A 22070-nucleotide genomic window follows, 5' to 3' on the forward strand; every position below is an offset into this window, starting at 1 on the left:
TGTTGGACGAGGCGGTGGCGTTCGCGGAGTACGTGGACCGGAGCGCGGATCTCCGCGCGTCGTATAGCCGCCGAGGCGAGGGGGCTGCTGGGTGGGATGAGGCAGATTCATCGCGACCTCGACAGGTCGGCGGGCGAGCGGGCCCGGCTGCTGACCGAGGCCGCTGGAGTACTCGCCGAGCTCGATGCCGAAGTTCGGCGTGGTGCACGGGTGCGCCAGTATGCCTTGGGGAGCGCTCGGAAGATCCTCGACCAGCCTTACCGGGCCAAACCGCGTGGCTTGGTCGACGATCTGATGGCAGCCTTCCGCCCGAAGCCATCGTCCATTATTGAGTCGCTGCAGATGAGCTGCTGGCCCAGGTCTGGGCCAGCATCACTGTGCCGCCCGCCAGTATGAGTGCGCCCAGCGGGACGTGGACTGCCGCTGTTCCCATCCAACCGATCACGCCCTGGGCGATTGCCAGAGAAAACCCGACGGCGCTGGTGATCAAGAACCGCGCGTTCCCGCCGCCGGTTCGCCAGACCAGAATCGCGCTGATCAGTTGTGCGAGGCCGGCGAGATAGACCAGTAGCGCGCCCGCGTTGTGGATGTCACGTCCACCGGGAGTCGACAGCAGCAGTCCGGCGGTGACCGCTTGGATGACCAGCGCGGCCGTCCACAGAGTCGCGGTGATGCGCATGAGAGGGAGGAATCTCGACGTTGCCACGGGTAGTGCTCCTTCCGGTGGCCGCGACGGTCTTCATGCGCGGCGCAAGGCAAAGGTTCGAATATCCGAGCTAGTTGGTGGAGCACGCGGCGATGGGGACTTTGGCAAGACGCGAAGAAGGGCTTGCTGCTGTCGGCCCGCAGCCGGGGGTTCACGGGATACGCCATAGCTTCAGTGCGTGTCAGTTCGTGGTCCAGGGTCGGAGTTTCTCGGGGTTGCGTATCGCCCAGATCTGTGTGATGCGCCCGTCTGCGAAGTCGAACGCGTACACGGTCACGGTGGTGCCGTTGTGCTGGGCGATCAGGCCGGGTTGGCCGTTGACGGTGCGTTCCAGGATCGTCAGGTTGGATAGCGTGGCGGCGAGGTCGACGAATGCGCGCACGATCTGCTCGCGGCCTACGGCTGGGTGGGGTAGGGCCGTGGCGAGGCCGCCGCTGTCGGCGATCGCGGTGGCGTTCGGGTCGAGGAGGCCGATGAGGGCATCGATGTCCCCGGCTTCCCAGGCCTGTTTGAAGTCTCTGACGATGTCGGCCTGCTGGGCTGTCGGGGTCGGGGTTGTCTGTGAGACGCGGACGCGGCGGCGGGCCGAGGAGGCCAGTTGGCGGCATGCCGCCGGGGTGCGGCCAACGATCTCGGCTACTTCGGCGAAGGAGTAGCCGAAGACGTCGTGCAGGACGAGCGCGACGCGTTGGGCCGGGGTCATCGATTCGAGCACGACGAGGAAGGCCATGGTGATCGACTCGTCGAGGGTGATCCGGTCGGCCGGGTCTGCCGTGGTGCCGCCCGCCTGCCCGTTGATCCACTTCGAGGCATCGGGCAGCGGTTCGGGGATCCAGTCGCCCACGTAGCGCTCTCGCCGGGCTCGCGCTGAGCCGAGCAGGTTGAGGCAGATGCGGCTGGCGACCGTCGTCAGCCAGGCGCCGGGGGATTCGATGGCCTCCTGCTGCTGGGGGGACATGGCATACCAGCGGGCGTAGGTCTCCTGGACGGCGTCCTCGGCCTCGGCCAGCGAACCCAGTAGCCGGTAGGCGAGATTGATCAACTGACGCCGTTCGCTCATGATCGCGCTCAGGCCTGGATCGAGCGGGTCATCTCTGCGAGGGCCCTGTCCTGGCCCGGATGGGGTGGTCATGGCGCCGGCGGCTCCTCTCGTCGCATCTACCCCTTCAGCAGTCCGACAAGACAGCCCACCGAACCGTGAGGTCCGAGCCCGCCTGACATTCGCCAGGGCTGGGTTGTCGTACTACCAGAGACGAACACACCAACCAGCGGGAGAAGCACATGGACGCGCGCATCAGCCTCTACGAGACCACAATCGGCGTGAAGTACGCCAAGCGCCTCGTCTCCGCGGCTCAAGCCATAGCCGAGTCGACCCTTCCCGCCGCGACGCAGGAACTGGTCAGGCTTCGAGCCAGCCAGATCAACGGCTGCGGGGCGTGCACCGACATGCACACCAAGGACGCCGCTCACGCCGGAGAAAGCCAGCTTCGCATTAATCTGGTGGCGACCTGGCGAGAAGCAACCGTCTTCACCGAAGCCGAACGCGCAGCCCTCGAACTCAGCGAGCAAGGAACCCGCATCGCCGACGCAGCGGGCGGCGTCACCGACGAGGCTTGGGCCAACGCCGCCCAGCACTACGACGCGGAACAGCTCGGGGCGCTGGTAGCGCTGATCGCCGACATCAACACCTGGAACCGCCTCAACGTCATCACCCGCCAGCCGGCCGGTGACTACCAACCCGGCCAGAAGGGCTTCTTGGTGCGGAGACGGGCCCGGGCACTCGGCTGCCCTCCGGAAGTGCCTGCCGTCGGCGACCGCGAGGAAGCACTCGAGCTCCCGGAGGTCCCAGGAAGACGACAGGGCAACCCGCGATGTCGGCACTTCGGCCTTTACCTCTGTGTTGCCGATGGAACGTACGCCGGGCCACCTGTTGCGACGAGCGCAGCGTGGGGTTATGCCCGGGCACCGGCTGGGCGTGGTCGGGCACATGCGTGGCGACTTGGCGGGCAGCGTGCTTGTGATTGGACGGTGCTTGGTCGGGGACGCGACAAGCGCGATCAGTTCGAGCGTGATGGCCAGGCAGACCGGTGGCCACAGGGCGACGACGATCCCCGCGAGTCGGCTGTGCGGCGGCGAGGTTGGCGGCGATGGTCGCGGCCATGCCGGCCCAGAACGCGGCCCATGGCCCCCGACTCGACGGCTTCGTGGCGGTTGCGTCGGACCCAGATTGACGACGAGCGCGGCTAGGAGCATGCCGTCGGTGGTGAGCGCGAGCCAGGGCGCCATCACGAGAGCGGTGCCGGCGTGGCGGGGCCAGGGGCCAGCCGCCGAGCGGAGCAGGTCCAGGTCCGGGCCAGAAGTAGGTGCGCGACATACCGATCGGCTCGAACAGCTGTTGGCGGGCGAACGAGCGCCAGCGGCTGGTCGGCCGCGCGCCGGATGAGCACCTCCAGGTAGAGGTAGCCGGCGTTGGAATAGGGCGAACGGCGTGCCCCGCAGGGATTCCACCCCGCGGTGCTTGAGCGGCTCGTCGAACCCTGGCTCGGCAACAACGGCCAACCCGCGCTCTACCGGCAGGTCGCGGGGCGACCAGCGCTACACCGGCGAGATCCAGGGCCGCTACGGCGACATCGACCTGCCCGTGCTGGGCTGTTGGGTGCCGACGAAGCCTGGATTCCCGTCGACAAGGGCGAGTAGCTGGCCGCGAGCATCCCAGGGGGCGAGCTGGTGCTGTTCCCCGGCGCCGGTCACCTCGTGCAGGAGGACTCACCGGCCGAGCTCACCGCGATACAGGCGACTTTCCTTGCCGGGTAGGGAGTTCAGGCGCGGATCCGGTCGAGCAGAGGGACGCCGTTTGTCGTCATCATCGCAGTGAGCTGGTCGCCGTCGAGGAGCGGCGTCGCCTTGATGTCGCGGGTGGTGATGACCGTCTCGGGTGTCCACGGCCAGTCCGTGCCGTAGGGAAGTGGGAGGGATCGGTCATCGCCAGCAACGCTGTACCCCCACGTCCCCGACCACCGGCTCCCAGTCACCCCAGCCGATCGACCCGTTCTACTGCCAGCCCGGCCTGGCGGGCGCGCACGAAAGGGGCGGCGTCGAGGGACAGATCGGCTGGTTCCGCCGCAACCACCTCGTCCCGATCCCTGAGGTCGACTCACTCGCGGAGCTCAACGCCCAGGTTGAGGCCTGGGACGCCGCCGACGACGCGCGCCGGGTCGGGTCGCGTCCACGCACGGTCGGGGAGATGTTCGCCCTGGAAGCGCCGCTGCTGGCGCCGCTACCGGTCGAGCCGTTCGAGACCGGACGGGCACTAGCCCTACCCGCGCAGCGGTGAGAAATCGTGATGCGGTGTGCCGCAACACAGCGCACGAACGCCACCCGACCACCCTAGAAGGCACCGATTAGTGCCCCAAAATCACCGACCCCGACCACGAAACCTCAGGTCAACGAGGCGCGACCCCACTGAACCCGCCATCCGTGAGCCAAGTCGGGACTCATTCCTCGCCTCCCGATGTGGCGAGTTCAGTGGTGGCCGCGATCCGGGAGTCTGCGGGGCCAACGCTCTGGACCGCATCCCGGTCCGACCGGAGATGATCGCGGCAGGTCAGAGGCGAGCAGCTCCAGCATCACGGGGTGAATTTCTGGCGCCTGGTTCAGCGATCGTGGGTGATGATTTCCTCAGCTACCCAGTGGGCGACGCCACCCGGGCAGGGGTTGGGCAAACCGAGGGTGATGTGGGTGAAACCGGCGTCGAGTGCCCGGCCGATCGCATCGCGGGTGATGCCGGGTTGGTCGTAGCAGACTTGCAGATGCATCGACCGGGTGATGGAGGTGGGGTCGCGGCCGATTTCGGTGCAGATCTGGCTGAGCATGGCGCCGCGGGCGGCCGCGTCCTTCGTGTCGTCGCCGACGATGTTCCACAGGTCGGCGTGTTGTGCGGCAAGGCGCAGTAGCGGGGCCGAACGCCCCCCAAGGAGGACGGCCGGATGCGGTCGCTGCAGCGGTTTGGGGTCACCCAGCGCCTTGGTGAGGTGGATGTGAGTACCGGCGAAGTCGAACGGCTCGGTCTCCGTCCACAGTCGACGGATGACGGTCAGCGCTTCGGCTAGGCTCTCCACGGCGTTCGGGGAGTCGTGGAAGGCGAGGCCGTGTGCGTCGTACTCGCGCCGGGCCAGGGGGTGGCCTGGTCGCGATCCGGCGCCGATACCGAAAACGAGCCGTCCTCGGGAGATGATGTCGACAGTAGCGGCGATCTTGGCGAGTACGGCCGGCGGTCGGAAGCGGTTGCTGGTGACCAGGACTCCCAAACCTAGTCGTCGAGTCTGAGCCGCCAATGCCGACAACAACGTCCAGCTTTCGTAAGTGGGTCCGTTCCCCGTGGGCGTCATCAGGTGATCGGACAGCCACGCGTGTTCGATCTGGGGTATCGCGTCGGCCGCGAGCCAGATATCCAAGATCTCGTCATACGTGGCGTGCTGCGGCGCGGTCAGGATGCCGAAGGTCACTGGTGTCTGAGACATGAATCCTCGTAGTCCGGGAGTTGCCAGTCGCCGCCTCGGTCCTGTGTCGAGAACCTCGCGACGAGGTCGGGGATGCGCAGCAGGCAGGCCAATGCCGGGCGTCATGGCGGCAACTCAATCTATAGGTGATAGGCCGGTCCCGTGCATGGTTGCCTATCGCTGATAGGTTGTCAACGTGCGCAAGCTGAACCGTGCGACAGTCATCGCCGAGGCGCTCGACCTGCTCGACGAGGCCGGCCTGGCGGTGTCGAGCTGTTCCTCGGCGGCATCGCCGTCCTTGCGATCCTTTCGCTGGTGGTGAAGGCGCGGGCCGGCGTCAAGAAGGCACGGGCCGCCGCGGAGATTGCTCGGGTCGGTACGAGCCCGGTGTCGCTGGTCGGGCATGTGCTGCTCACCGCCGGCTTGATCGTGGGGACGCAGTGGTCGGTGATCACCTACGCGGCGGACAACCTGACGTTGCTGCTGGTGGTGCCCGCGGTGCCGGCATGGCGATCCCGAATACGAGAGTCGGGGCCCTGCTTCGGGCCGGACCGCGTCAGAGCCAGGCGATGGCCTGAGCGTCGAAGAGGTCGGGGTCGCTCTCGACGGGCAGCACGCACACCACGTGCCCGCCGGGCACACGCAGGATCCGGCACTCCAGCCGGTCCGGCGCCTGCTGCGGACCTCCGGCGGATGCAGGCCCTGTGCCCGGAGGCTCGATGGGCGTGGTTCACCGACTCGCGCGGCTTCCCGCTGATCGACCCGTCCGGTCAGAAGGCGGTGTACCCGCCGTCGACGGGAAGGACTGCTCCGGTGATGTACGACGACTCCGACGATGCGAGGAAGAGGACCGCGTCGGCGACCTCTTCGGCGGTGGCGAGGCGTTGGAGCGGGATCTGAGCTTCGCGCTCGCGGCGGTAGGCCTCGGGGTCGGGGCTGCGTTGGATCGATGCTTCGATGATCGGGGTGGCGGTCAGGCCCGGAGCGACGACGTTGACGCGGATGTTACGCGGGGCCCATTCGATCGCCGCGCCCTTGGCGAGCATGATCAGGCCTCCCTTGGCGGCGGAATACAAGACTTCCCCGGCTTTGCCGACCATGCCGAGCCGTGAGCCGACGCAGACGAACGAGCCTCCTGCCGAGGGCATCAGCGGCGCGAAGTGCTTCATCACCAGGAAGGCGCTGAGCAGGTTGCTGTGGAGCACGTTCTTCGCGTCGTCGTAGGCCATCTCGGTGAGCGGGCCGCTGACCTGGAGGCCGTGGTTGAGGACGACGACGTCGACGGTGCCGAGGGACTCGGCGGCCCGGCGGGCCAGGCCTTCGACGAACGCCTCGTCATTGAGGTCTCCGGGGACGTACAGGTCGTCGGGCTGGGCGGTGTCGAGTCGCTCCGTGCGGCCGGTGAGGAGCAGTCGCGCGCCCTCGCGGCGGAAGTGGGAACTCACTGCCTTCCCGATTCCGCTGCTGGCGCCGGTCACCAGGGCCGTGGCCTTCTCGAGCCTCATGTCATGTACTCCTTGGTCAGTCAGCTGAGGAATCCGCGGGCGTCGACCGGCCACCGCTGCAGCGAGGTGCCCGCGCTGTCGGTGACGAGCAGCTCCTCGAAATTGATCACGACCGGGCAGACGTGGTTCGGCACCACGGGTACGACGGTGCCGACGCCGGGGCGGAACTCGCCGGCGGGCAGCGCGAGGAAGCCGTGATACTCGTTGAGCTTGGCCAGGACCGCGTTCGTGCCGGCGACGCCCCCGTAGCCGCGCTCGAGGTCGCCTTCGCGCCCGAGCACTTTGGTGCCTACATCGAGGATGACCTGGTCGGGAACCCAGTCGCTGACCACTGTGCCAGCGACGAACAGCGCGATCTGATCCTCGCTGCAGGCGCCGAGCCGGAAGTTGTTCCGGTCGCAGAATACGTACTCGCCGGGACGGATCTCGGTGATCAAGCTGCTGGTGGAGAACTCGACGGTGGGTGTGGAGCCTGCACTGACCACCTCTGCGGTGACCCCGACGTCGGCGAGGCTGCGCAGCGCTGTGGTGAGTGCGGCCTCCTGGTCCTGCGCGGCGCGCTTGCGAGCGTCCCGACCGGAGCTGCCGTGACCTGGATAGGTGAAGACGCCAACCGGCACCAGGCCGCGCTTGCGGGCGGCGAGCGCGAGGTCGCCCGCGACCTCGGGTGGCGCCCCGGAACGACGGGCGCCACAGTCGACCTCGACCACGACCTGGAGCCGGTCCGGTTCGTCGCCCATCGCATCGGCGAGTGCCTCGACGGCCGCGACGTTGTCGACGCCGACCCGCAGCCGGGTGGTTTCGGCGAGCCGGCGGATCCGCGTCCCCTTCGTTCCCGCCGGCCAGACCGGATAGGCGAGGAAGATGTCGTCGAACCCGGCCGCGGCGAAGACCTCGGCCTCACCGACATTGCCCGCGGTGATGCCGACCGCCCCGGCCTCGACCTGGCGCCGACCGACTTCCACACACTTGTGCGTCTTGACGTGCGGCCTGACGTCGAGATCGTGCTGGGCGGCGAAGCTCTGCATTCGGTCGATGTTGTCTTGCATGACGTCGACCAGCACGATCGGCGCGGGGGTGTCGACCCGCTCGACCAGCGTGTCGAGTACTCGTTGGAGCCGGTGCACGCTGTACTCCTCGCTTCTAGACCGCGGTGCAGACCATCTGGATCTCGACAGGACTGTTCCGCGGCAGCCCGGCGACACCGATCGCGGTGCGCGCGTGCCGTCCGTTCTCGCCCAACACCTCGACGAGGAGGTCACTGGCCGCGTCGGCGACCCGCGACTGCTCGCCGAGCTCCGGGGTGCTGGCGACGAAGACCAGCATCTGCACGATCCGGACCCGGTCCAGGTCTCCCACCGCCTGCGCAGCGGCGGCGAGCGCGTTGAGCGCGGCCTGGCGCGCGAGCCCCCGCGCGGTCTTCGCGTCGACGTCCCGGCCGACGATGCCCTGGCCCAGCAGCTCGCCGTCCTTGTAGGGCAGTTGGCCCGAGATGTAGATGCTGGAGCCCAGCGTCCGGTGGTTCACGTACGTCGAGTCGTCACCGAGGCCGGGAAGGTCCAGACCGAGGGCCTGGAGCCGCTCCGAAGCCGAGCCGGTCTCGATCATTTGCGCGGTTCTCCTTGCGTCTTGCCTTGCAGCGCCGATTGGAAATGGCGGGCCAGTTCCTGCCGGAACCCCTCGATGTCGCCCTCGAGGGCAGTCGCCATCAGTCTCTCGTGCTCGGCGGCAATATCATGCGGGTCGCTGTACGTGTGATGGTCGACCGTGAGGTAGAGGCGCAGCTTGGTCTCCCAACCGTTCCACAGACTCTGCAGGACGCCGTGCCCCGAAAGATCGTAGAAGAGCCTGTGGAAGCGAAGGTGCGCGTCGATGCTGGCCGGAACGTCATTCTTCTTGGTGGCCCGGTGGAGCTCCTCGATGGTTTGCATCAATCCCGGCCGCTCAGGACCGCGCAGCGATTCAGCGGAGAGCTCAGCGGCGTACGGTTCGACAAGTAGGCGGATCGATGCGATCTCGGCGACCTCCCGAGGGCTCACCCTCCACGACGAACGCCCCGTGGAAGGGGATCTTCACGATCAGCCCTTCCTCCTCCAGCCTGGTCAGCGCCTCGCGCAGTGGGGACCGGCTGATCCCGAGATCTGCGGCGATGTGCGCCTCGCGTAGCTGTCCACCAGCAGGCACAGTCCCGTCGAGGATGGCGGCGCGCAGCACGCGGTAGACGCCGTCCGGCGTCGTCGTCCGCTGCTCCAGCCGCTTGAACTTGGGGTTCATCCCGCCGCTTCCCTTGGGCCGGCCGTTGCCCGACAGGCCGGTCAAGGTCGCGGCAGGCCGAGAAGGACGGGGAGGTCGGCGATGTCGGTGATGCGCTCGTAGCCGAGCCACGACTCGTCGTGCTCGAAGCCGCGGTCGACGTACACCTTGTTCCTGATGCCCGTGACCGCCGCAGAGCGGTGGTCGTACATCGGGCTCGCGGAGACGTGCACGATCTCGTCGGGTGTCGAGCCGAGCTTGTCCAGCATGTACTCGAATGCACGGAGCCGTGGCTTGTAGACGCCCATCTCCTCGGCGCTGATGACGTCTTCGAACGGGGCCTTGAGGTTCTCCGCGAGGCGCAGCGCATGGGCGGTGTCGCTGTTCGTGACGATGACCAGCGGGTACGCCTCTGCCAGGCGGTTCAGTGCCTCGGTAACGCCCGGGTACGGGCCAAAGGTGGGGACGTGGTCGTACACCGCCCGCGCGTCGTCCTCGCGGTAATCGAGGCCGAGCCTGCGCGAGGCGCGTTCCATGGAATCGGCGACGATCTGGTGGAACGGCTTGTAGTCGCCCATGCACTCGTCGATCCGGTACGCCTTGCAGGCCTGTAGGAAGTCATCGGCGATCTCGGGCGGTAGTCGGTCGCCCAGCACCTCACGGATCGCGTCGTTGATACGGAACTGGATCAGCGTTCCGTTCATGTCGAACGTCACGAACCTCGGCTTGCGATCGAATCCCATCGTTCCTCCAAGCTGCCGTGTCGGCTTGTCGATTGTCGACCATAACTGTATGCTCGTCAACTGTCAACAGTTTGCCGGGAGCGAAGGTGGACCTCGTCGAGCAGAACACCGTCGGCGTCGGCGCCTCGGGTCGCAACGGCGGCATGGCGACCACCGGCATGTCGATCGGCACGTTCGTGCGTGGATCGCGTCAGGTCGGATCTACGGGCTGGTCGTTGCGCGCCCGCGGCGCCCCGCTCATCCGTAGAACGTCGCGGGCGATGAGTGCCACGTGCAGCGCGGTTCGTTCCTCGCCGGATTCGAGGTCGCAGCCGAGCATCCGCTCGATGGCGTCGAGGCGCTGGTAGAGCGTCTGTCGGGAGAGGCCTCCACGGCGCGCGGCCGCCGTCTTGTTGCCCGCGGCGTCCAGGTAGTGGCGCAGGGTCGGCGCGAGCTCGGTGAGGTGTCGGGCGTCGTGAGTGAGGAGCCGCCCGATCTGCTGTTCGCCGTAATCCTGAACCCGGACGTCCTCGCGCAGCGCGTACAGCAGCTGTCGCAGGCCGATGTCGGCCAGCTCGTGGTAGGGCTTGCCGGCAGTGCCGGGGAGAACCGACTCCGCGATTCGGATCGCGTCGCGGATGGAGCGGGCGGCGTGGGTGATGCCGGCGCCCTCGGAACCGACGCACACCACCGCCTGGGGATCGGCGTCCGTCGCGGCGCGGGCCAACCGCTCGACAGCGGGCCGCCAGTCCTCCTCGTGGCGCAGGGCGAGTAGCACCCCGATGCGCCCGGGCGCGAGCTCGCCCACGAGTGCGGAGCCGTGGTCCGCCTGCAGCTCCTCGGCAAGCAGGCTCTCGAGCTCGGGTTGGGTCGCGGTGTCCACGAGGACGGCGAGGAAGCGGCGGTCGTCGGGCAGGCCCAGCGCGGCAGCACGTGCGCCCGCCTCGGCGGGGGATCGGTGCCGCCCGTCGGCGATGTCCCGCAGCAGGTTGCGGTGCGCGGCGCGTTCCCACGAGGTGGAGTGGATGAGACGGGCGATCGTCAACGTCATCGCCGCCCGCTCCAGGACGGTGCCGTCCTCGGGCCGGAAGGCTCGCCCCGCCGGGAGCATGACCAGGCGGCCCCACCGTTCGCCCTGGTACTCCACGGGAGCCACCAGCCAGCCCTCGGGGCCCTGCACGGAGGGCGCATCGCAGCGGGGCGCCGCCCTGGACCGGCCTTCCCATGCGTCGAGCGCCCGTTCCACGCTGCCACCGGCCGGCTCGCAGATCACGGCCTGGTGCACCAGGTTCTCCAGCACCACCGTGCGTCCGCTCATCTCCGCGGCCGCCCGCAGGACGTCCTCGGCGCAGGCGCCGCGCAGCGTCAGCGCGGTGAACGCCTCGTGGATCTGCTGCGTCCGGTGCAGGGCCGCTGCCTGGCTGCCGAGGATGAGAGCGTGGACGACTTGGGTGACGTCCACGAAGTTGACGTCCTTGGACAGGGTCACCAGCGGCAGCCCGCGGCGTCGGCACGCCTGGACCAGGGAATCGGGTGGTCGGTGGAACCGCCGGACGAGCTCGATGACGAGGCCCGCCGCGCCGGTGTCGGCGAGCTCGTCCACGTAGCGGCGGACCAGGGAGGGCTGCGTCGGCAACGGCAGACCGGTCGTGAGGACGAGCTCTCCGCCCTTCAGGAACGAGGCCGGGTCCGTCAGCTCGGTGATGTGGACCCAGCGCACGTGCCGGTCGAGCGCGGCCTCTCCGGCGACGACCTGCGGAACCCCGACGGCCATGACCGGAAGTGCCAGCACGTCTGCGACGGTGAGCGGGCCGCAGGCCGGCGGGGTCTGGTCGATCACCGCGCCATTGTCGACGCGAACCGCCCGGGATCGGCGAACCGCAGCGTGCCCTCCAGGTCGGGGTGGGGCGGACGGCCCAGCGCCCGTCGAGCGATCAGCGATCCGACCCCTGAGGCGATCTTGAACCCGGCACCGGAGAACCCGGTCGCCAGGAACGTGCGGGGACGGCCGGGAACGCTTCCGATCACCGGCCGCCGGTCGGCGGTGTAGAGGTCCGGGTAGGAGTCGGACCTGACGATGCTCGGCACCAGGCCCGGCAGGAACGCACCGACGGTCAGCTCGCTCTCCGCCACCTCGGCGTCGGTGAGCTCGCGAGCCACGTCGTCCGCGGAGGACGCGGGCACACCCCGGCCGTCGAGGGTGGCCTTGACCGTGGCGCCGTCGACGGACGGCGCCCCGTACATACCCATCCCGTCCTGGATCCTGATGAAGATCGGGAATCGGTCCGGCGTGTAGCTCGCGGGCTCGCGCGCGAGGAACCAGGTGAGGAAGATCCGGCGTGGTTCGACGGCGTCGGCGACCTGGGCCGGCAGCAGGTGCCGCGACCACCCGCCCGCCGCCACGACAACACGCTCGAACGTCCAGCTCGACGAGCCGGAGATCACCCGCACGCCGTGCGCTTCCTCGTGCAACTCGTCCACCGGTGTCGAGGTCAGCACCTGCGCACCCTGGCTCTCGGCCGCCGCCACGGCCGAGAGCACCGCACGGTCCGTCCGCAGGAACCCCGCGCGCGGATCGAACACGGCCGCGTCGTCGTCGCCCACGCGGTGCTGGGGATACCGGGCGCGCAGCGCCGCGGCGTCCAGCAGCGTGTGCGGCGCGCCCGTCTCCCGGACGTTGCGCAGCATCGCGTCGATGTAGTCGCCGTTCCGGTCGCCGATGGAGAGGCCGCCGCACTGGGTGAGGATCTCCTGCCCCGATTCGGACTCGAGCTCACGCCACAACCGGAGGGAGCTCTCGAGGACGGGGGTCAGGTCGTGTTGCTCCCGGAACGTCATGCGGAACAGCCGGGAGTCCCCGCCCACGGCGCTGCGGCCGTGGGCGGGGGTCCGTGCCTCGAAACCGACGACACCGCCCGACAGCTTGGCCGCCTGCCACAGCGCCATGCTGCCCGCGCTGCCCAGGCCGATGACCGCCAGCTCGCCGTCCGTCATGTCAGTACTTTCTCCAGGAACGACTGTGTGCGCTTCTCCTTGGGCGCGGAGAGGACCTCGCGTGCGTCGCCGCGTTCGATGACCAGGCCTTCGTCCATGAACAGCAGGCTGTCGGCGACCTCGCGGGCGAAGCCGATCTCGTGGGTGACCACGACCATGGTCATGCCCTTGGTGGCCAGGTCCTTCATGACGCCGAGGACCTCACCGACCCGTTCCGGGTCCAGCGCGCTGGTGGGTTCGTCGAAGAGCATGATGCTGGGTTCCATGGCCAGGGCGCGGCAGATCGCGACGCGTTGTTTCTGCCCGCCGGACAGCTGCCCCGGGTAGTGGCGTTCGAACCCGGCCAGCCCGACGCTGGCCAGCAGGCAGGTGGCCTGCTCCTTGGCGGTGGCCTTGGGGGCGCCCTTCACGAGCACCGGTCCGGCCATGACGTTCTCGGCAGCCGTCATGTGCGGGAACAGGTTGAACCCCTGGAAGACCATGCCGATGTGCTGGCGCTGCGCCGCCAGCGCCGCGGGGGACAGGGCGATGTACGCCGAGGGTGTTTCCCGGAACCCCAGGTCCTCACCGTTGACCCGCAGCACCCCGGAGTCGACGGTTTCCAGGCCGTTGATGCACCGCAGCAGGGTGGACTTGCCCGACCCGCTCGGGCCGACGATGCAGGTGATCTCCCCGGCCTCGACGGTGACGTCGATACCGGCCAGCACGAGGTGGGAACCGAACGACTTGCGGATCTCCCGGCCGACGATCGTGCCTTCTCCGCTGGGCTGTGTTGTTGATTCGCTCGTGAGCTCGCTCATGCCGGCACCTCCAGCTGCTTCGCGGCCGCCCGGCGAGCGCTGGCGGGCACCCGGTCGGATCGCCCGTAGTACCTCTCGATCATGGACTGGGGGATCCCGAGCGCGATCGTCATCGCCAGGTACCAGAGGCTGGCGACGATCAGCAGCGGGATGGTCTCGTAGGTGCGGGCGTAGATCAGCTGCGCGCTCTGCAGCAGGTCCGCGACGCCCAGCACGCTCACCAGGGAGGTGCCCTTCAACATGCCGATCAGCTGGTTGCCGGTGGGCGGGATGACCGCCGGCATGATCTGCGGGAGCAGCACCGCGCGCAGCTTCCTGGAGAAGCTCATGCCCAGCGAGTCGGCCGCTTCGATCTGTCCCTTGTCGACCGCGGCGAAACCACCCCGGATGATCTCCGCCATGTAGGCGGCCTCGTTCAGGGTGAGCCCGATGATCGCGGCGGTCAGCGGACCGATCAGGGTGTTGGTGTCGATCTGGTATTGCCATTCGGTGAAGGGGACGCCGAGTGACAGGTTCGGGTACAGCGCGGCGAAGTTGAACCAGAAGATGAGCTGGACAAGCACCGGCGTGCCGCGGAAGAAGGAGATGTAGCCGATTGCGACGGCGGCGACGGGTTTGTTCTTGGAGTCCCGCATCAATGCGAGGACCAGCCCGATGACGCAGCCCAGGATCATGCTGACCGCGGTGAGCATCAGGGTGATCCCGATGCCGCGCAGGATGGATTCGTGGGTGAAGTATTTCGCGACCACGTCCCATTCGTAGTTGGGGTTCGTGAGCACGCTGTAGGTGAGTGTCCCGGCGATCAGCAGTGCGGCGAGCCAGGACAGGTAGTCCCGCAGTTGGCGGGGCCGGAGGCGTTTCTTGTCTTCCGGACGGATCTCACGGGTCTCGGTCATGGCCGGCGCCTAGTGCAGTTTCGCTTCGGTGATGCCGAGCCCGTCGAGTCCCCACCGGCCCAGCGCCTCCTCGTACTCGGGAGTGCCCATGATCGACTGGATGGCGGCCTGCACCGCGGGGGACAGCTCGCTGCCCTTGGGCAGGGCCACCGAGACCGTGGACTCGTTGACCTGGGGGGAGAGCACCTCGAACCGGTTAGGCTGCTGGGTGGCGGCCCAGCCGAGCGAGGTGGTGTCGTAGTAGACGGCCTTGATCCGGCCGGAGGCAAGCTGGGTCATCGCGTCCTGCACGCTGGGCAGGATGATGCCGGTGATGGCCGGCTTGCCCTGGTCCTCGCACTGCGTCTTGGACAGCTCGGGCAGGCGCTTGGTGGCCTGGATCGACCCCTTGGTCACCACGACTTCCCGGCCGCACAGGTTGTCGACGGCGAATCCGTCCGGGTTGCCCTTGGCCACCGCGACGGAGCCACCGGTCTTGAAGTAGTCGATCATGTCGACGACCGCGACCCGCTCCGCGGTCGCGGACATCGACGTCACGGTCATGTCGTACCGGTTGCCCTGCAGCGACGGGATGATGGTGTCGAACCCGACGTCGACGATCTCGAGCTCCAGCCCGAGCTTCTTCGCGATCAGCCGCGACATGTCCGGGTTGAACCCGATCGGAGTTCGACCGTCTTCGGCGAGGAACGTGGTCGGCGGGTACTTGAGCTCCATCGCGACCGTGAGCGTGCCCTTGTCCTTGGCCGACTGGGAGAGCAGCGCCCTGGCGTTCTCGTCGACGGCCACGTTGACCGAGATGTCGTCGGTCTGGCTCGACGCCGAGGCACCCGGTGTCGCGGTGTCGGCGCTTCCGCTGCCACACGCCGCGAGGCCCATCGCAGCGATCGCGGCCAGCGCCGCAATCTGGATCGTTCGGATCGACTTCATCGTGTCTCCTCGTGCCCCGAAATGTTGTTGACGATGAAGGACTTCGATTCCGTCATCGCCGCGATGGCGTGCTTGATGCCTTCCCTGCCGATCCCGGCGCGGCCGAAGCCGCCGAACGGCATCGCATCGATGCGGAAGTCACTGGTGTCGTTGACCAGGACCGCCCCTGCGACCAGCCGCTCGCTGATCCGCAACGCCGTGGCGACGTCCCGCGTGAAAACCCCCGCGTGCAGCGCCTGCGCCGAGTTCGCCCGGCTGATTGCGTCCTCGACCGTGTCGAAGGCGAAGAGGCAGACGACCGGTCCGAACACCTCCCCGACCGCGATCCGGGCGTCGCCCGGAACCTTGCCGAGCACCGTCGGGGCGTGGAAGCCGCCGTTCCTGGTGCCGCCGGCCAGCACCTGCGCCCCCCGGCCGACGGCGTCGGCCACCCACTCCTCGACCCGCCGGGCCTCGCCCTCATTGATCATCGGGCCGACCTGGGTGCGCCTGCTCTGCTTGCTGCCGACGACGAGGGCACGCGTCTTGGCCACCACGGCCGCCGACACCAGGTCGAACAGCTCGCGTGCGATGTAGACGCGCTGCACCGACAGGCAGTTCTGGCCGGCGGCCCCGAACGCCCCACCGACGATCGCGGCGGCCGCCGCGGCCGGGTCGGCGTCCGCGCACACGAGCGTCGGGTTGTTCCCGCCCAGCTCCATGAGCAGCCGGCGGGGTCCTGCCATCGCCGAGATCCGGGCGGCCGTGGCCGGGCCTCCGGTGAACGAGATGAGGTCGACCTCTGGGTGCGTGACCACGTGCCCGCCGGTCTCCGCCTCCCCGCACACCACCGCCAGCCGATCCCCCGGGACACCGGCCTCGAGCAGCACGTCGGCGAGCGCGAGCGCGGTGAGCGGGGTCGCCTCGTGCGGCTTGAGGATCACGCCGTTGCCGGCCAGCAGCGCCGGCCCGAGCTTGTGCGCCACAAGGTTCAACGGGTCGTTGAACGGGGTGATCGCGGCGACAACGCCGACCGGCGCGCGGACGAACCAGCCGATCCGCCCGCCACCGCGGTCGGTGTTGTCGAGCGGCAGCGTCTCGCCCGTGAGCGCGTCGGCGCACTCGCCCGACAGCCGCAGCGTCTCCACCGCCCTGGCGACCTCACGCTCGGCCTCGACCACGGTCTTGCAGCCCTCCGTGGAGATGAGCCGGGCGAAGCGTTCCGCCTGGGCCGCGAGCCGGGCGGACGCCTCGGTGAGGGCCGCGCGGCGCCGGTGCAGCGGCCAGTCCCGGCTCAGCCCGTGCCGCAGCGCCGTGGCCGCCCGGTGCACATCGGCGCGGGAGGAACGGGCGACCTGGCCGACGAGCTGTCCGTTCTCAGGATCGTGCACGGCCATGGCGAGTTCCGTGGTCTGCCACTGCCCCGCGATGAACGCCCCACCGGGCGGCCCGATTGCCGTCGCCGGTGCGATCGGAACGGCGGCGGCGGTCATCGGACCAGGTCCGCAAGCCGGGCCCCGCCACCGATGAGGGGGAGGAACCATGGCCGGCCGAAGTGCCCCGGCACCGGGGGGAACCGCAGCGCGCCCCAGGGGTTCGCGGAGCGGTCGCCCCCGAGGTACGCCGCCATCGCGGTGCCCATGTGAGTGGCCATCTGCACGCCGTGCCCGCTGTAGCACAGCGAGTAGAAGAGGCCGTCGTGCTCGCCGGCGTGGACCATCTGGTCCATGGACAGGTCGACCAGCCCGCCCCAGGTGTAGTCGATGCGCGCGTCGGCAAGAGTGGGGAACACGGTGCTCATCGCCTTGCGCAGCACCTGCCCGCTCTTGAGGTCGGAGTCCGGGCTCGACGTCGCGAACCGGGCCCGCCCGCCGAACAGCATCCGGTTGTCCGGAGTGAGCCGGAAGTAGTAGATGAGGTTCTTGCTGTCCGACGCCATCCGGCGGTTCGGCAGCAGCGTCTTCACCACGTCGTCGGACAGCGGCTCGGTGACGATGATGAAGCTGCCCACCGGGATCACCCGCCGCTGCAACCAGGGGAAGGGGCGGCCGGTGTAGCCGCTCGTGCCCACCAGCACCTGCTTGGCCCGCGTGATGCCGCGGGTGGTGTGGACGTCGTGGACGGTGCCGCTCACCCTGCGCAGCTCGGTGACCGCGGCGTTCTCGTGGATCCCGGCGCCGTGCTGAACAGCGGCGGCGGCGAGCCCCTGGGCGAACCGGGCGACGTGCAGCCCCGCGGCCTGGGGATCGACCGTGGCGCCGTGGTAGAAGTCGGACCCGATCTCGGAGTGGATGTCGGCCTTCGGCACGAGCTGCACGTGGTGGCCGGCGAGCTCGGCGAGCAGCGCCTGGCTGCGCTTCATGCCCTCGTAGTGCGCGGGCTTGTAGGCCAGCGTGAGCTTGCCCGTGCGTTCGAAGTCGCAGTCGATGCCGTGTTCCTTGACCAGCGACTCGATCGTGTCGATCGCGCGGTTGTACTCGAGGAACATGGCCGTGGCGGGCCGCTCGCCGTAGCGCTTGACGGCCTGCGCGAAGCCGATGGCGAGCCCGGTGGTCGCCATCCCGCCGTTGCGGCCCGACGCCCCCCAGCCGACGGTGTGCTGCTCGAGCAGCGCCACGCTCGCGCCCTGCTTCGCGAGCTCCAGTGCCGCGGACAGCCCGGTGAACCCGGCGCCGACGACGGCCACGTCGACCTCGGCCGGGATCGGGTTGCGCCGGAAGTCCCCGGCCGGTTCGGCCGTGTCCAGCCAGTAGGACGTCAGTTTCATCGTCGCTGCCCTTGCCTCAGAGCCCGAGCAGGGTGTTCAGCTCGTCGAGCGACTCGACGCGGACGTACCCGTACGTGCTCGGCGGGTCGTAGCCGCGGTCGAGGAGCACGGTGTTGGTGATGCCGAGGTCGGCGCACGGCATGATGTCGTAACGGGTGTGGGACGAGACGTGCAGGATCTTGTCCGGCTGCGTCCCCAGGCTGTCGAGCATGTACTCGAATGCCTTGTACCTGGGCTTGTAGGCCCCGGCCTGCTCCGCGGTGTAGACGGCGTGGAAGTCGGCTCCCAGCCGCGGGACGGAGATGTCCAGGAAGGCGTCGTCGGCGTTGGAGAGGATCACCAGCGGGAACTCGCCTGCCAGCTTCTTCAGCGGGGTCGGGATGTCGGCGTGCGGGCCCCAGGACCGCACGGCGTCGCCGAACTCCTTGCCAGAGCCCTCCGGGACCTGCAGTCCCCACCGGCGGCAGACGCGCGTGAACGAGTCCTCCAGCACCTGCTCGTAGGCGTAGTAGGAATCGCCGCAGACCTGGTCGTAGCGGTAGGCGCGGAACGCCGGGACGAAGGCCTTGAACTCCTCCGCGGTGAGCTGGTCTCCGAGCAGCCTGCGGGTGGTCGACTGGATCTCGAAGTTGATCAGGGTTCCGTAGCAGTCGAACGTGATGTAGTCGGGCCGGATCTTGATCTCGGGCACTGGCTCTCCGATCTCGTCTGCCTGTCGGCGCGGTTGCCGCGATGTGCGGCGGGCCACTGATGCCGCGGGACATTAAGGTGTAGTCTCGCCAACTGTCAACAGGTCGACAGGTCGACACCGCGAAGCGTCACCCGGGAGGACCCATGCACCCCACCCCCAGCGCCGGTTCGGTGGGCAGTCGCATCGCCGACATGCTGCGCGCCGTCGGGGTGACCGTCGACGGTGCCAGCCGCCATTCCCGCCTGGCAGGGCTGTTCCGCATGGGAGGGCAAGTGGTGGACGTCGGCACATCGAGGGAAGGCGGCATCGGCGGATGACCGGAGTCGAGAACATGGTGCCCCTGTCGCTGCGGGGGACGTCAGCGGTGATCGCGGATCAGCTGCGGGAACGGATCCTGGACGGCAGTTTCGCGCCGGGGGAGCAGATCAGTGAGGTGCAGCTGGCGGCCCGATTGGGGATGAGTCGCGGGCCGGTGCGGGAGGCGGTGCAGCGGCTCGCGCAGGAGGGCTTGCTGGCCAGTCACCGGAACCGGGGTGTGTTCGTCGTCGATCTGGATGTCGGCGACATCGAGGACGTCTACCGCGGACGGCGCGCCGTCGAGAAGGAAGCGGCGAGCACCGTGCACGAACGCGGGATCCCGGCCGGCCTCGCGGAGCGGCTCGAAGGCATCCTGCGGAACATCGAGCTGCACATGAACGCCCGCGACTGGCCGAAACTGGCCCGCGAGGACCTCCATTTCCACGAGACGATGGTCGAGGCGGCGCAGAGCCCACGCCTGTCCCGCATGTTCTCCACGTTGGCCGCCGAGACCATGCTGTGCATGTCGGCTTTCGACGACCGCTACATCCGGCCGCCAACGGCCGTGGAGGAACACCGGCGGTTGCTCGACCGGCTCCTCGGCGGCGACCTCGCGGAGATGCTGGCGGAGATCGATCGGCACATGTCCCACTCGGTCGACTCGTTGACCAGGGCCCGCCGGGAACGGGACGGCGACGGGTCGTGATCACGTGGTCATGTTCGCGAACTCGACGGCCTCCGGGCTCTCGAACTCGCGGTCCTCGACCGAGAGCCCGGCCTGGACCAGCCGGCTCGCGACGAACTGGTCGTCAACACGTCGACATGCCGACAGTGGACTGTCGTCCCTCGTCGAGATCGTGGGCTACTACGATCTCGTCGTGGTCACGGCCGCTTCTCACGGCGGGCTCGCGGGTTGATCAGTGCCCGACGTGCTTGGCGCGATGCGCAGCTCGTCCGTTGCGGAAGGTCGTCGACAAGCGACAGGGATACGTTGGTTCAGCGCCACGTGTCGGCACATCCAGGGAAGGCGGCATCGGCTGATGACCGGACTCGACAACATGGTTCCCGTGGCGCTCAGGGGGACCTCTGCCGTGATCGCGGATCAGCTGCGGGAACGCATCGTGGACGGCAGCTTCGCGCCCGGGGAGCAGATCAGCGAGGTGCAGCTGGCGGCCCGGTTGGGGATGAGCCGCGGGCCTGTGCGGGAGGCCGTGCAGCGGCTCGTCCAGGAAGGACTCCTGGTCAGCCAGCGGAACCGGGGCGTGTCCGTCGTCGAGCTCGACGTCAGCGACATCGAGGATGTCTACCGCGGCCGGCGTGCCGTCGAGAAGGAAGCGGCGAGCACCGTGTACGAACGGGGGATCCCGGCCGGCCTCGCGGAGCGGCTCGAAGGAATTCTGCGGAACATCGAGCTGTACATGAACGCCGGCGACTGGCCGAAACTGGCCCGCGAGGACCTCCATTTCCACGAGACGATGGTCGAGGCCGCGCAGAGCCCACGCCTGTCCCGCATGTTCTCCACGCTGAGCGCCGAAACCATGCTGTGCATGATGGCTTTCGACGACCGCTACATCCGGCCGCCCACGGCGGTGGAGGAGCACCGGCGGTTGCGAGACCGGCTCCTCGGCGGTGACCTCGCCGCGATGCTGGCTGAGATCGACCGGCACATGTCCGACGCGGTCGAGTCGCTGTCCAGAGCTCGCCAGGAACGGGACGGCGACAGGTAGTCGCGCCGATCGCTTCTACCCGGCGATCACGGCGCCGATCTCGCGGACCATCGCGCGGAGCTCCTCGTCCGTCGTGATGAACGGCGGGCTGATCTGCAGGGTGTTGCCGCGCAACGGACGCGTGATGAACCCGCGTTCCACGAGCTCGTCCGCGGCGGCCTCGGCGCTGAGGTGCTCGGCGAGCGTGACTCCGCCGAGCAGCCCGGCCACGCGGGTGTCCGTCACGCCGTCGCAGGTGCTCAGGCGGCTGAGCTCGTCGGCCAGCAGGAGCTCCAGCTCCGCCACCCGCGGCAGCAGCTTCTCCTCCTCCAGCAGGTCGATGTTGCGCATCGCCACGGCGCAGGCGGTGGCGTGGCCGGAGTAGGTGGAGCCGTACCGGAACGTCGGCGCCCCGTCGCGGTAGAACGGCTGCCAGACGCGCGGCGCGACGAGCACACCGCCGAGCGGCGCGTAACCCGAGGTCACGCCTTTGGCGAAGGTCACGAGGTCCGGCTGGAGACCGTAGCGTTCGCAGGCGAACATGACACCAGTGCGGCCGAAGCCGGTGATGACCTCGTCGACGATCAGCAGGATGTCGTTGTCGCGGCAGATCCGCTGCAGTCCCTCGAGGTAGCCGGGTGCCGGCGGGTTGACACCGCCGGTGCCCTGGACGGGCTCGGCGACGAGCGCCGCGATGTTGTCCCCGCCGATCTCCGCCACGGTGCGCTCGACGGCTGCGATGTCGTCGGTCGACACCCGCGCCGTCTCCGGTACGAGGGAGTCGGTGCCGTACCCGGCGCGGTTGAAGTCCAGACCCGCGATGCTGGTGCCGTAGGCGTGCAGGCCGTGGTACGCGAACTCGCGGCTGAGCACGACGGTCTTTCCGGGCCGACCGTCCTGTTGCCAGTACCGCCGCGCCAGCTTGCACGCCACGTCGATCGCGTCGGACCCGCCGCTGTTCAGGATCACCTTGGCGTCCGGGACGGGGGACAGGGCGGCGAGGCGCTCGGCGAGCTCGACGGCACGATCGTTGAGGTAGCGCCCGAACACGTGGTAGGTCTCCAGGCGAAGCATCTGGGCATGGGCCGCCTCGGCCAGCTCCGGGCGGGCATGGCCGACGTTGGCGTGCCACAGCCCCGCCGTTCCGTCGAAAAGGGCTCGCCCGTCGGCGGTGTAGACGTAGCTGTCCTTCGCCCGGGTGATCACGAGCTGGCGGCCGAGCACGGACGGCATGTGGGCCTGGGCGCTCCAGAGCGCGGGAGCGTCGGATGTCATTCGTGAGCCTCCATCTTCGGGTTCCCCGACGCTACGTCCGGTCCGCTCCCGGT

At 68.8% G+C, this 22070-nt stretch carries 23 protein-coding genes and 1 pseudogene; 6 read left to right on the forward strand and 18 right to left on the reverse strand.

Translation table 11 applies throughout. From position 1 onward, the window contains the following. Positions 1 to 325: 325 nt before the first annotated feature. The gene (locus K1T35_RS17315; RefSeq protein ID WP_220261161.1) at positions 326 to 679 is read right to left on the reverse strand and encodes a hypothetical protein; all 354 of its coding nucleotides are present in this window, start codon (positions 677 to 679) and stop codon (positions 326 to 328) included. Positions 680 to 887: 208 nt separating this feature from the next. After that, complete coding sequence (sigJ, locus tag K1T35_RS17320) at positions 888 to 1838, reverse strand: RNA polymerase sigma factor SigJ (RefSeq protein ID WP_220261162.1); 951 nt, start codon at positions 1836 to 1838, stop codon at positions 888 to 890. Positions 1839 to 1987: 149 nt separating this feature from the next. On the opposite strand from sigJ, the pseudogene K1T35_RS48900 reads away from it, so the two are divergent. Further along, positions 1988 to 2458, forward strand: a pseudogene (locus K1T35_RS48900) (carboxymuconolactone decarboxylase family protein); the annotation flags it as partial. A gap of 1213 nt (positions 2459 to 3671) precedes the next feature. Then, complete coding sequence (locus K1T35_RS49770; protein ID WP_220261164.1) at positions 3672 to 4040, forward strand: hypothetical protein; 369 nt, start codon at positions 3672 to 3674, stop codon at positions 4038 to 4040. A gap of 319 nt (positions 4041 to 4359) precedes the next feature. On the opposite strand, the gene K1T35_RS17335 is transcribed toward K1T35_RS49770, so the two are convergent. Further along, positions 4360 to 5226: an LLM class flavin-dependent oxidoreductase gene (locus tag K1T35_RS17335; RefSeq protein WP_220261165.1), complete on the reverse strand. Its 867-nt coding sequence runs from the start codon at positions 5224 to 5226 to the stop codon at positions 4360 to 4362. 175 nt (positions 5227 to 5401) lie between these two features. Here K1T35_RS17335 and K1T35_RS48910 point away from each other — a divergent pair, with 175 nt between their 5' ends. After that, positions 5402 to 5527: a hypothetical protein gene (locus K1T35_RS48910; protein WP_255622053.1), complete on the forward strand. Its 126-nt coding sequence runs from the start codon at positions 5402 to 5404 to the stop codon at positions 5525 to 5527. A gap of 448 nt (positions 5528 to 5975) precedes the next feature. Here the strand turns inward: K1T35_RS48910 and K1T35_RS17340 are convergent, their stop codons facing one another. From K1T35_RS17340 to K1T35_RS17405, 14 genes are all read right to left on the reverse strand, one after another. Beyond that, a complete protein-coding gene (locus K1T35_RS17340) occupies positions 5976 to 6710 on the reverse strand; it encodes an SDR family NAD(P)-dependent oxidoreductase (protein WP_220261166.1) in 735 nt (244 codons plus the stop codon). A 20-nt stretch (positions 6711 to 6730) separates the two neighbouring features. Beyond that, positions 6731 to 7837: an alanine racemase gene (locus K1T35_RS17345; RefSeq protein ID WP_220261167.1), complete on the reverse strand. Its 1107-nt coding sequence runs from the start codon at positions 7835 to 7837 to the stop codon at positions 6731 to 6733. A gap of 16 nt (positions 7838 to 7853) precedes the next feature. Continuing rightward, positions 7854 to 8318, reverse strand: coding sequence for a RidA family protein (locus K1T35_RS17350; protein WP_220261168.1), 465 nt, complete (start codon positions 8316 to 8318; stop codon positions 7854 to 7856). Then, positions 8315 to 8749, reverse strand: a complete 435-nt coding sequence (locus K1T35_RS17355; RefSeq protein ID WP_220261169.1) for a GntR family transcriptional regulator — start codon at positions 8747 to 8749, stop codon at positions 8315 to 8317. The genes K1T35_RS17350 and K1T35_RS17355 overlap by 4 nt, the downstream gene beginning before the upstream one ends. Then, positions 8685 to 9029 carry a GntR family transcriptional regulator gene (locus K1T35_RS17360; protein WP_220261170.1) on the reverse strand — a complete coding sequence of 115 codons (345 nt, stop codon included), beginning with the start codon at positions 9027 to 9029 and terminating at the stop codon, positions 8685 to 8687. Before K1T35_RS17360 ends, K1T35_RS17355 begins: the two co-directional genes overlap by 65 nt. Continuing rightward, entirely contained in the window at positions 9026 to 9706 is a 681-nt protein-coding gene (locus K1T35_RS17365) for a haloacid dehalogenase type II (RefSeq protein ID WP_220261171.1), read from the reverse strand. Before K1T35_RS17365 ends, K1T35_RS17360 begins: the two co-directional genes overlap by 4 nt. A 190-nt stretch (positions 9707 to 9896) precedes the next feature. Then, on the reverse strand, positions 9897 to 11525 hold the full coding sequence (locus K1T35_RS17370) for a PucR family transcriptional regulator (RefSeq protein ID WP_255622058.1): 1629 nt from the start codon (positions 11523 to 11525) through the stop codon (positions 9897 to 9899). Then, a complete protein-coding gene (gene solA / locus K1T35_RS17375; RefSeq protein ID WP_220261172.1) occupies positions 11522 to 12679 on the reverse strand; it encodes an N-methyl-L-tryptophan oxidase in 1158 nt (385 codons plus the stop codon). The genes K1T35_RS17370 and solA overlap by 4 nt, the downstream gene beginning before the upstream one ends. Next, positions 12676 to 13479 carry an amino acid ABC transporter ATP-binding protein gene (locus K1T35_RS17380; protein WP_220261173.1) on the reverse strand — a complete coding sequence of 268 codons (804 nt, stop codon included), beginning with the start codon at positions 13477 to 13479 and terminating at the stop codon, positions 12676 to 12678. Before K1T35_RS17380 ends, solA begins: the two co-directional genes overlap by 4 nt. Continuing rightward, positions 13476 to 14375, reverse strand: coding sequence for an amino acid ABC transporter permease (locus K1T35_RS17385; RefSeq protein WP_220261174.1), 900 nt, complete (start codon positions 14373 to 14375; stop codon positions 13476 to 13478). The genes K1T35_RS17380 and K1T35_RS17385 overlap by 4 nt, the downstream gene beginning before the upstream one ends. 9 nt (positions 14376 to 14384) lie before the next feature. Next, positions 14385 to 15302: an ABC transporter substrate-binding protein gene (locus tag K1T35_RS17390; protein WP_255622059.1), complete on the reverse strand. Its 918-nt coding sequence runs from the start codon at positions 15300 to 15302 to the stop codon at positions 14385 to 14387. Then, positions 15299 to 16774 (reverse strand): aldehyde dehydrogenase family protein, encoded by a 1476-nt coding sequence (locus K1T35_RS17395; RefSeq protein WP_220261175.1) that lies wholly within the window; start codon positions 16772 to 16774, stop codon positions 15299 to 15301. Before K1T35_RS17395 ends, K1T35_RS17390 begins: the two co-directional genes overlap by 4 nt. After that, complete coding sequence (locus K1T35_RS17400) at positions 16771 to 18048, reverse strand: FAD-binding oxidoreductase (RefSeq protein ID WP_220261176.1); 1278 nt, start codon at positions 18046 to 18048, stop codon at positions 16771 to 16773. The genes K1T35_RS17395 and K1T35_RS17400 overlap by 4 nt, the downstream gene beginning before the upstream one ends. Positions 18049 to 18064: 16 nt before the next feature. Further along, complete coding sequence (locus K1T35_RS17405) at positions 18065 to 18739, reverse strand: haloacid dehalogenase type II (protein WP_220261177.1); 675 nt, start codon at positions 18737 to 18739, stop codon at positions 18065 to 18067. 143 nt (positions 18740 to 18882) lie between these two features. On the opposite strand from K1T35_RS17405, the gene K1T35_RS17410 reads away from it, so the two are divergent. The 3 genes from K1T35_RS17410 to K1T35_RS17420 all read left to right on the forward strand — a co-directional run bounded on the left by K1T35_RS17410 (position 18883) and on the right by K1T35_RS17420 (position 20763). Then, positions 18883 to 19056: a hypothetical protein gene (locus tag K1T35_RS17410; RefSeq protein WP_220261178.1), complete on the forward strand. Its 174-nt coding sequence runs from the start codon at positions 18883 to 18885 to the stop codon at positions 19054 to 19056. Continuing rightward, on the forward strand, positions 19053 to 19742 hold the full coding sequence (locus tag K1T35_RS17415; RefSeq protein ID WP_220261179.1) for a GntR family transcriptional regulator: 690 nt from the start codon (positions 19053 to 19055) through the stop codon (positions 19740 to 19742). Before K1T35_RS17410 ends, K1T35_RS17415 begins: the two co-directional genes overlap by 4 nt. 214 nt (positions 19743 to 19956) lie before the next feature. Continuing rightward, positions 19957 to 20763 carry a GntR family transcriptional regulator gene (locus tag K1T35_RS17420; RefSeq protein WP_220261180.1) on the forward strand — a complete coding sequence of 269 codons (807 nt, stop codon included), beginning with the start codon at positions 19957 to 19959 and terminating at the stop codon, positions 20761 to 20763. Positions 20764 to 20778: 15 nt separating this feature from the next. On the opposite strand, the gene K1T35_RS17425 is transcribed toward K1T35_RS17420, so the two are convergent. Beyond that, the gene (locus tag K1T35_RS17425) at positions 20779 to 22017 is read right to left on the reverse strand and encodes an aspartate aminotransferase family protein (protein ID WP_220261181.1); all 1239 of its coding nucleotides are present in this window, start codon (positions 22015 to 22017) and stop codon (positions 20779 to 20781) included. Positions 22018 to 22070: the final 53 nt, after the last annotated feature.

This window comes from Pseudonocardia sp. DSM 110487, from assembly GCF_019468565.1.
In the GTDB taxonomy this organism is placed as follows: domain Bacteria; phylum Actinomycetota; class Actinomycetes; order Mycobacteriales; family Pseudonocardiaceae; genus Pseudonocardia.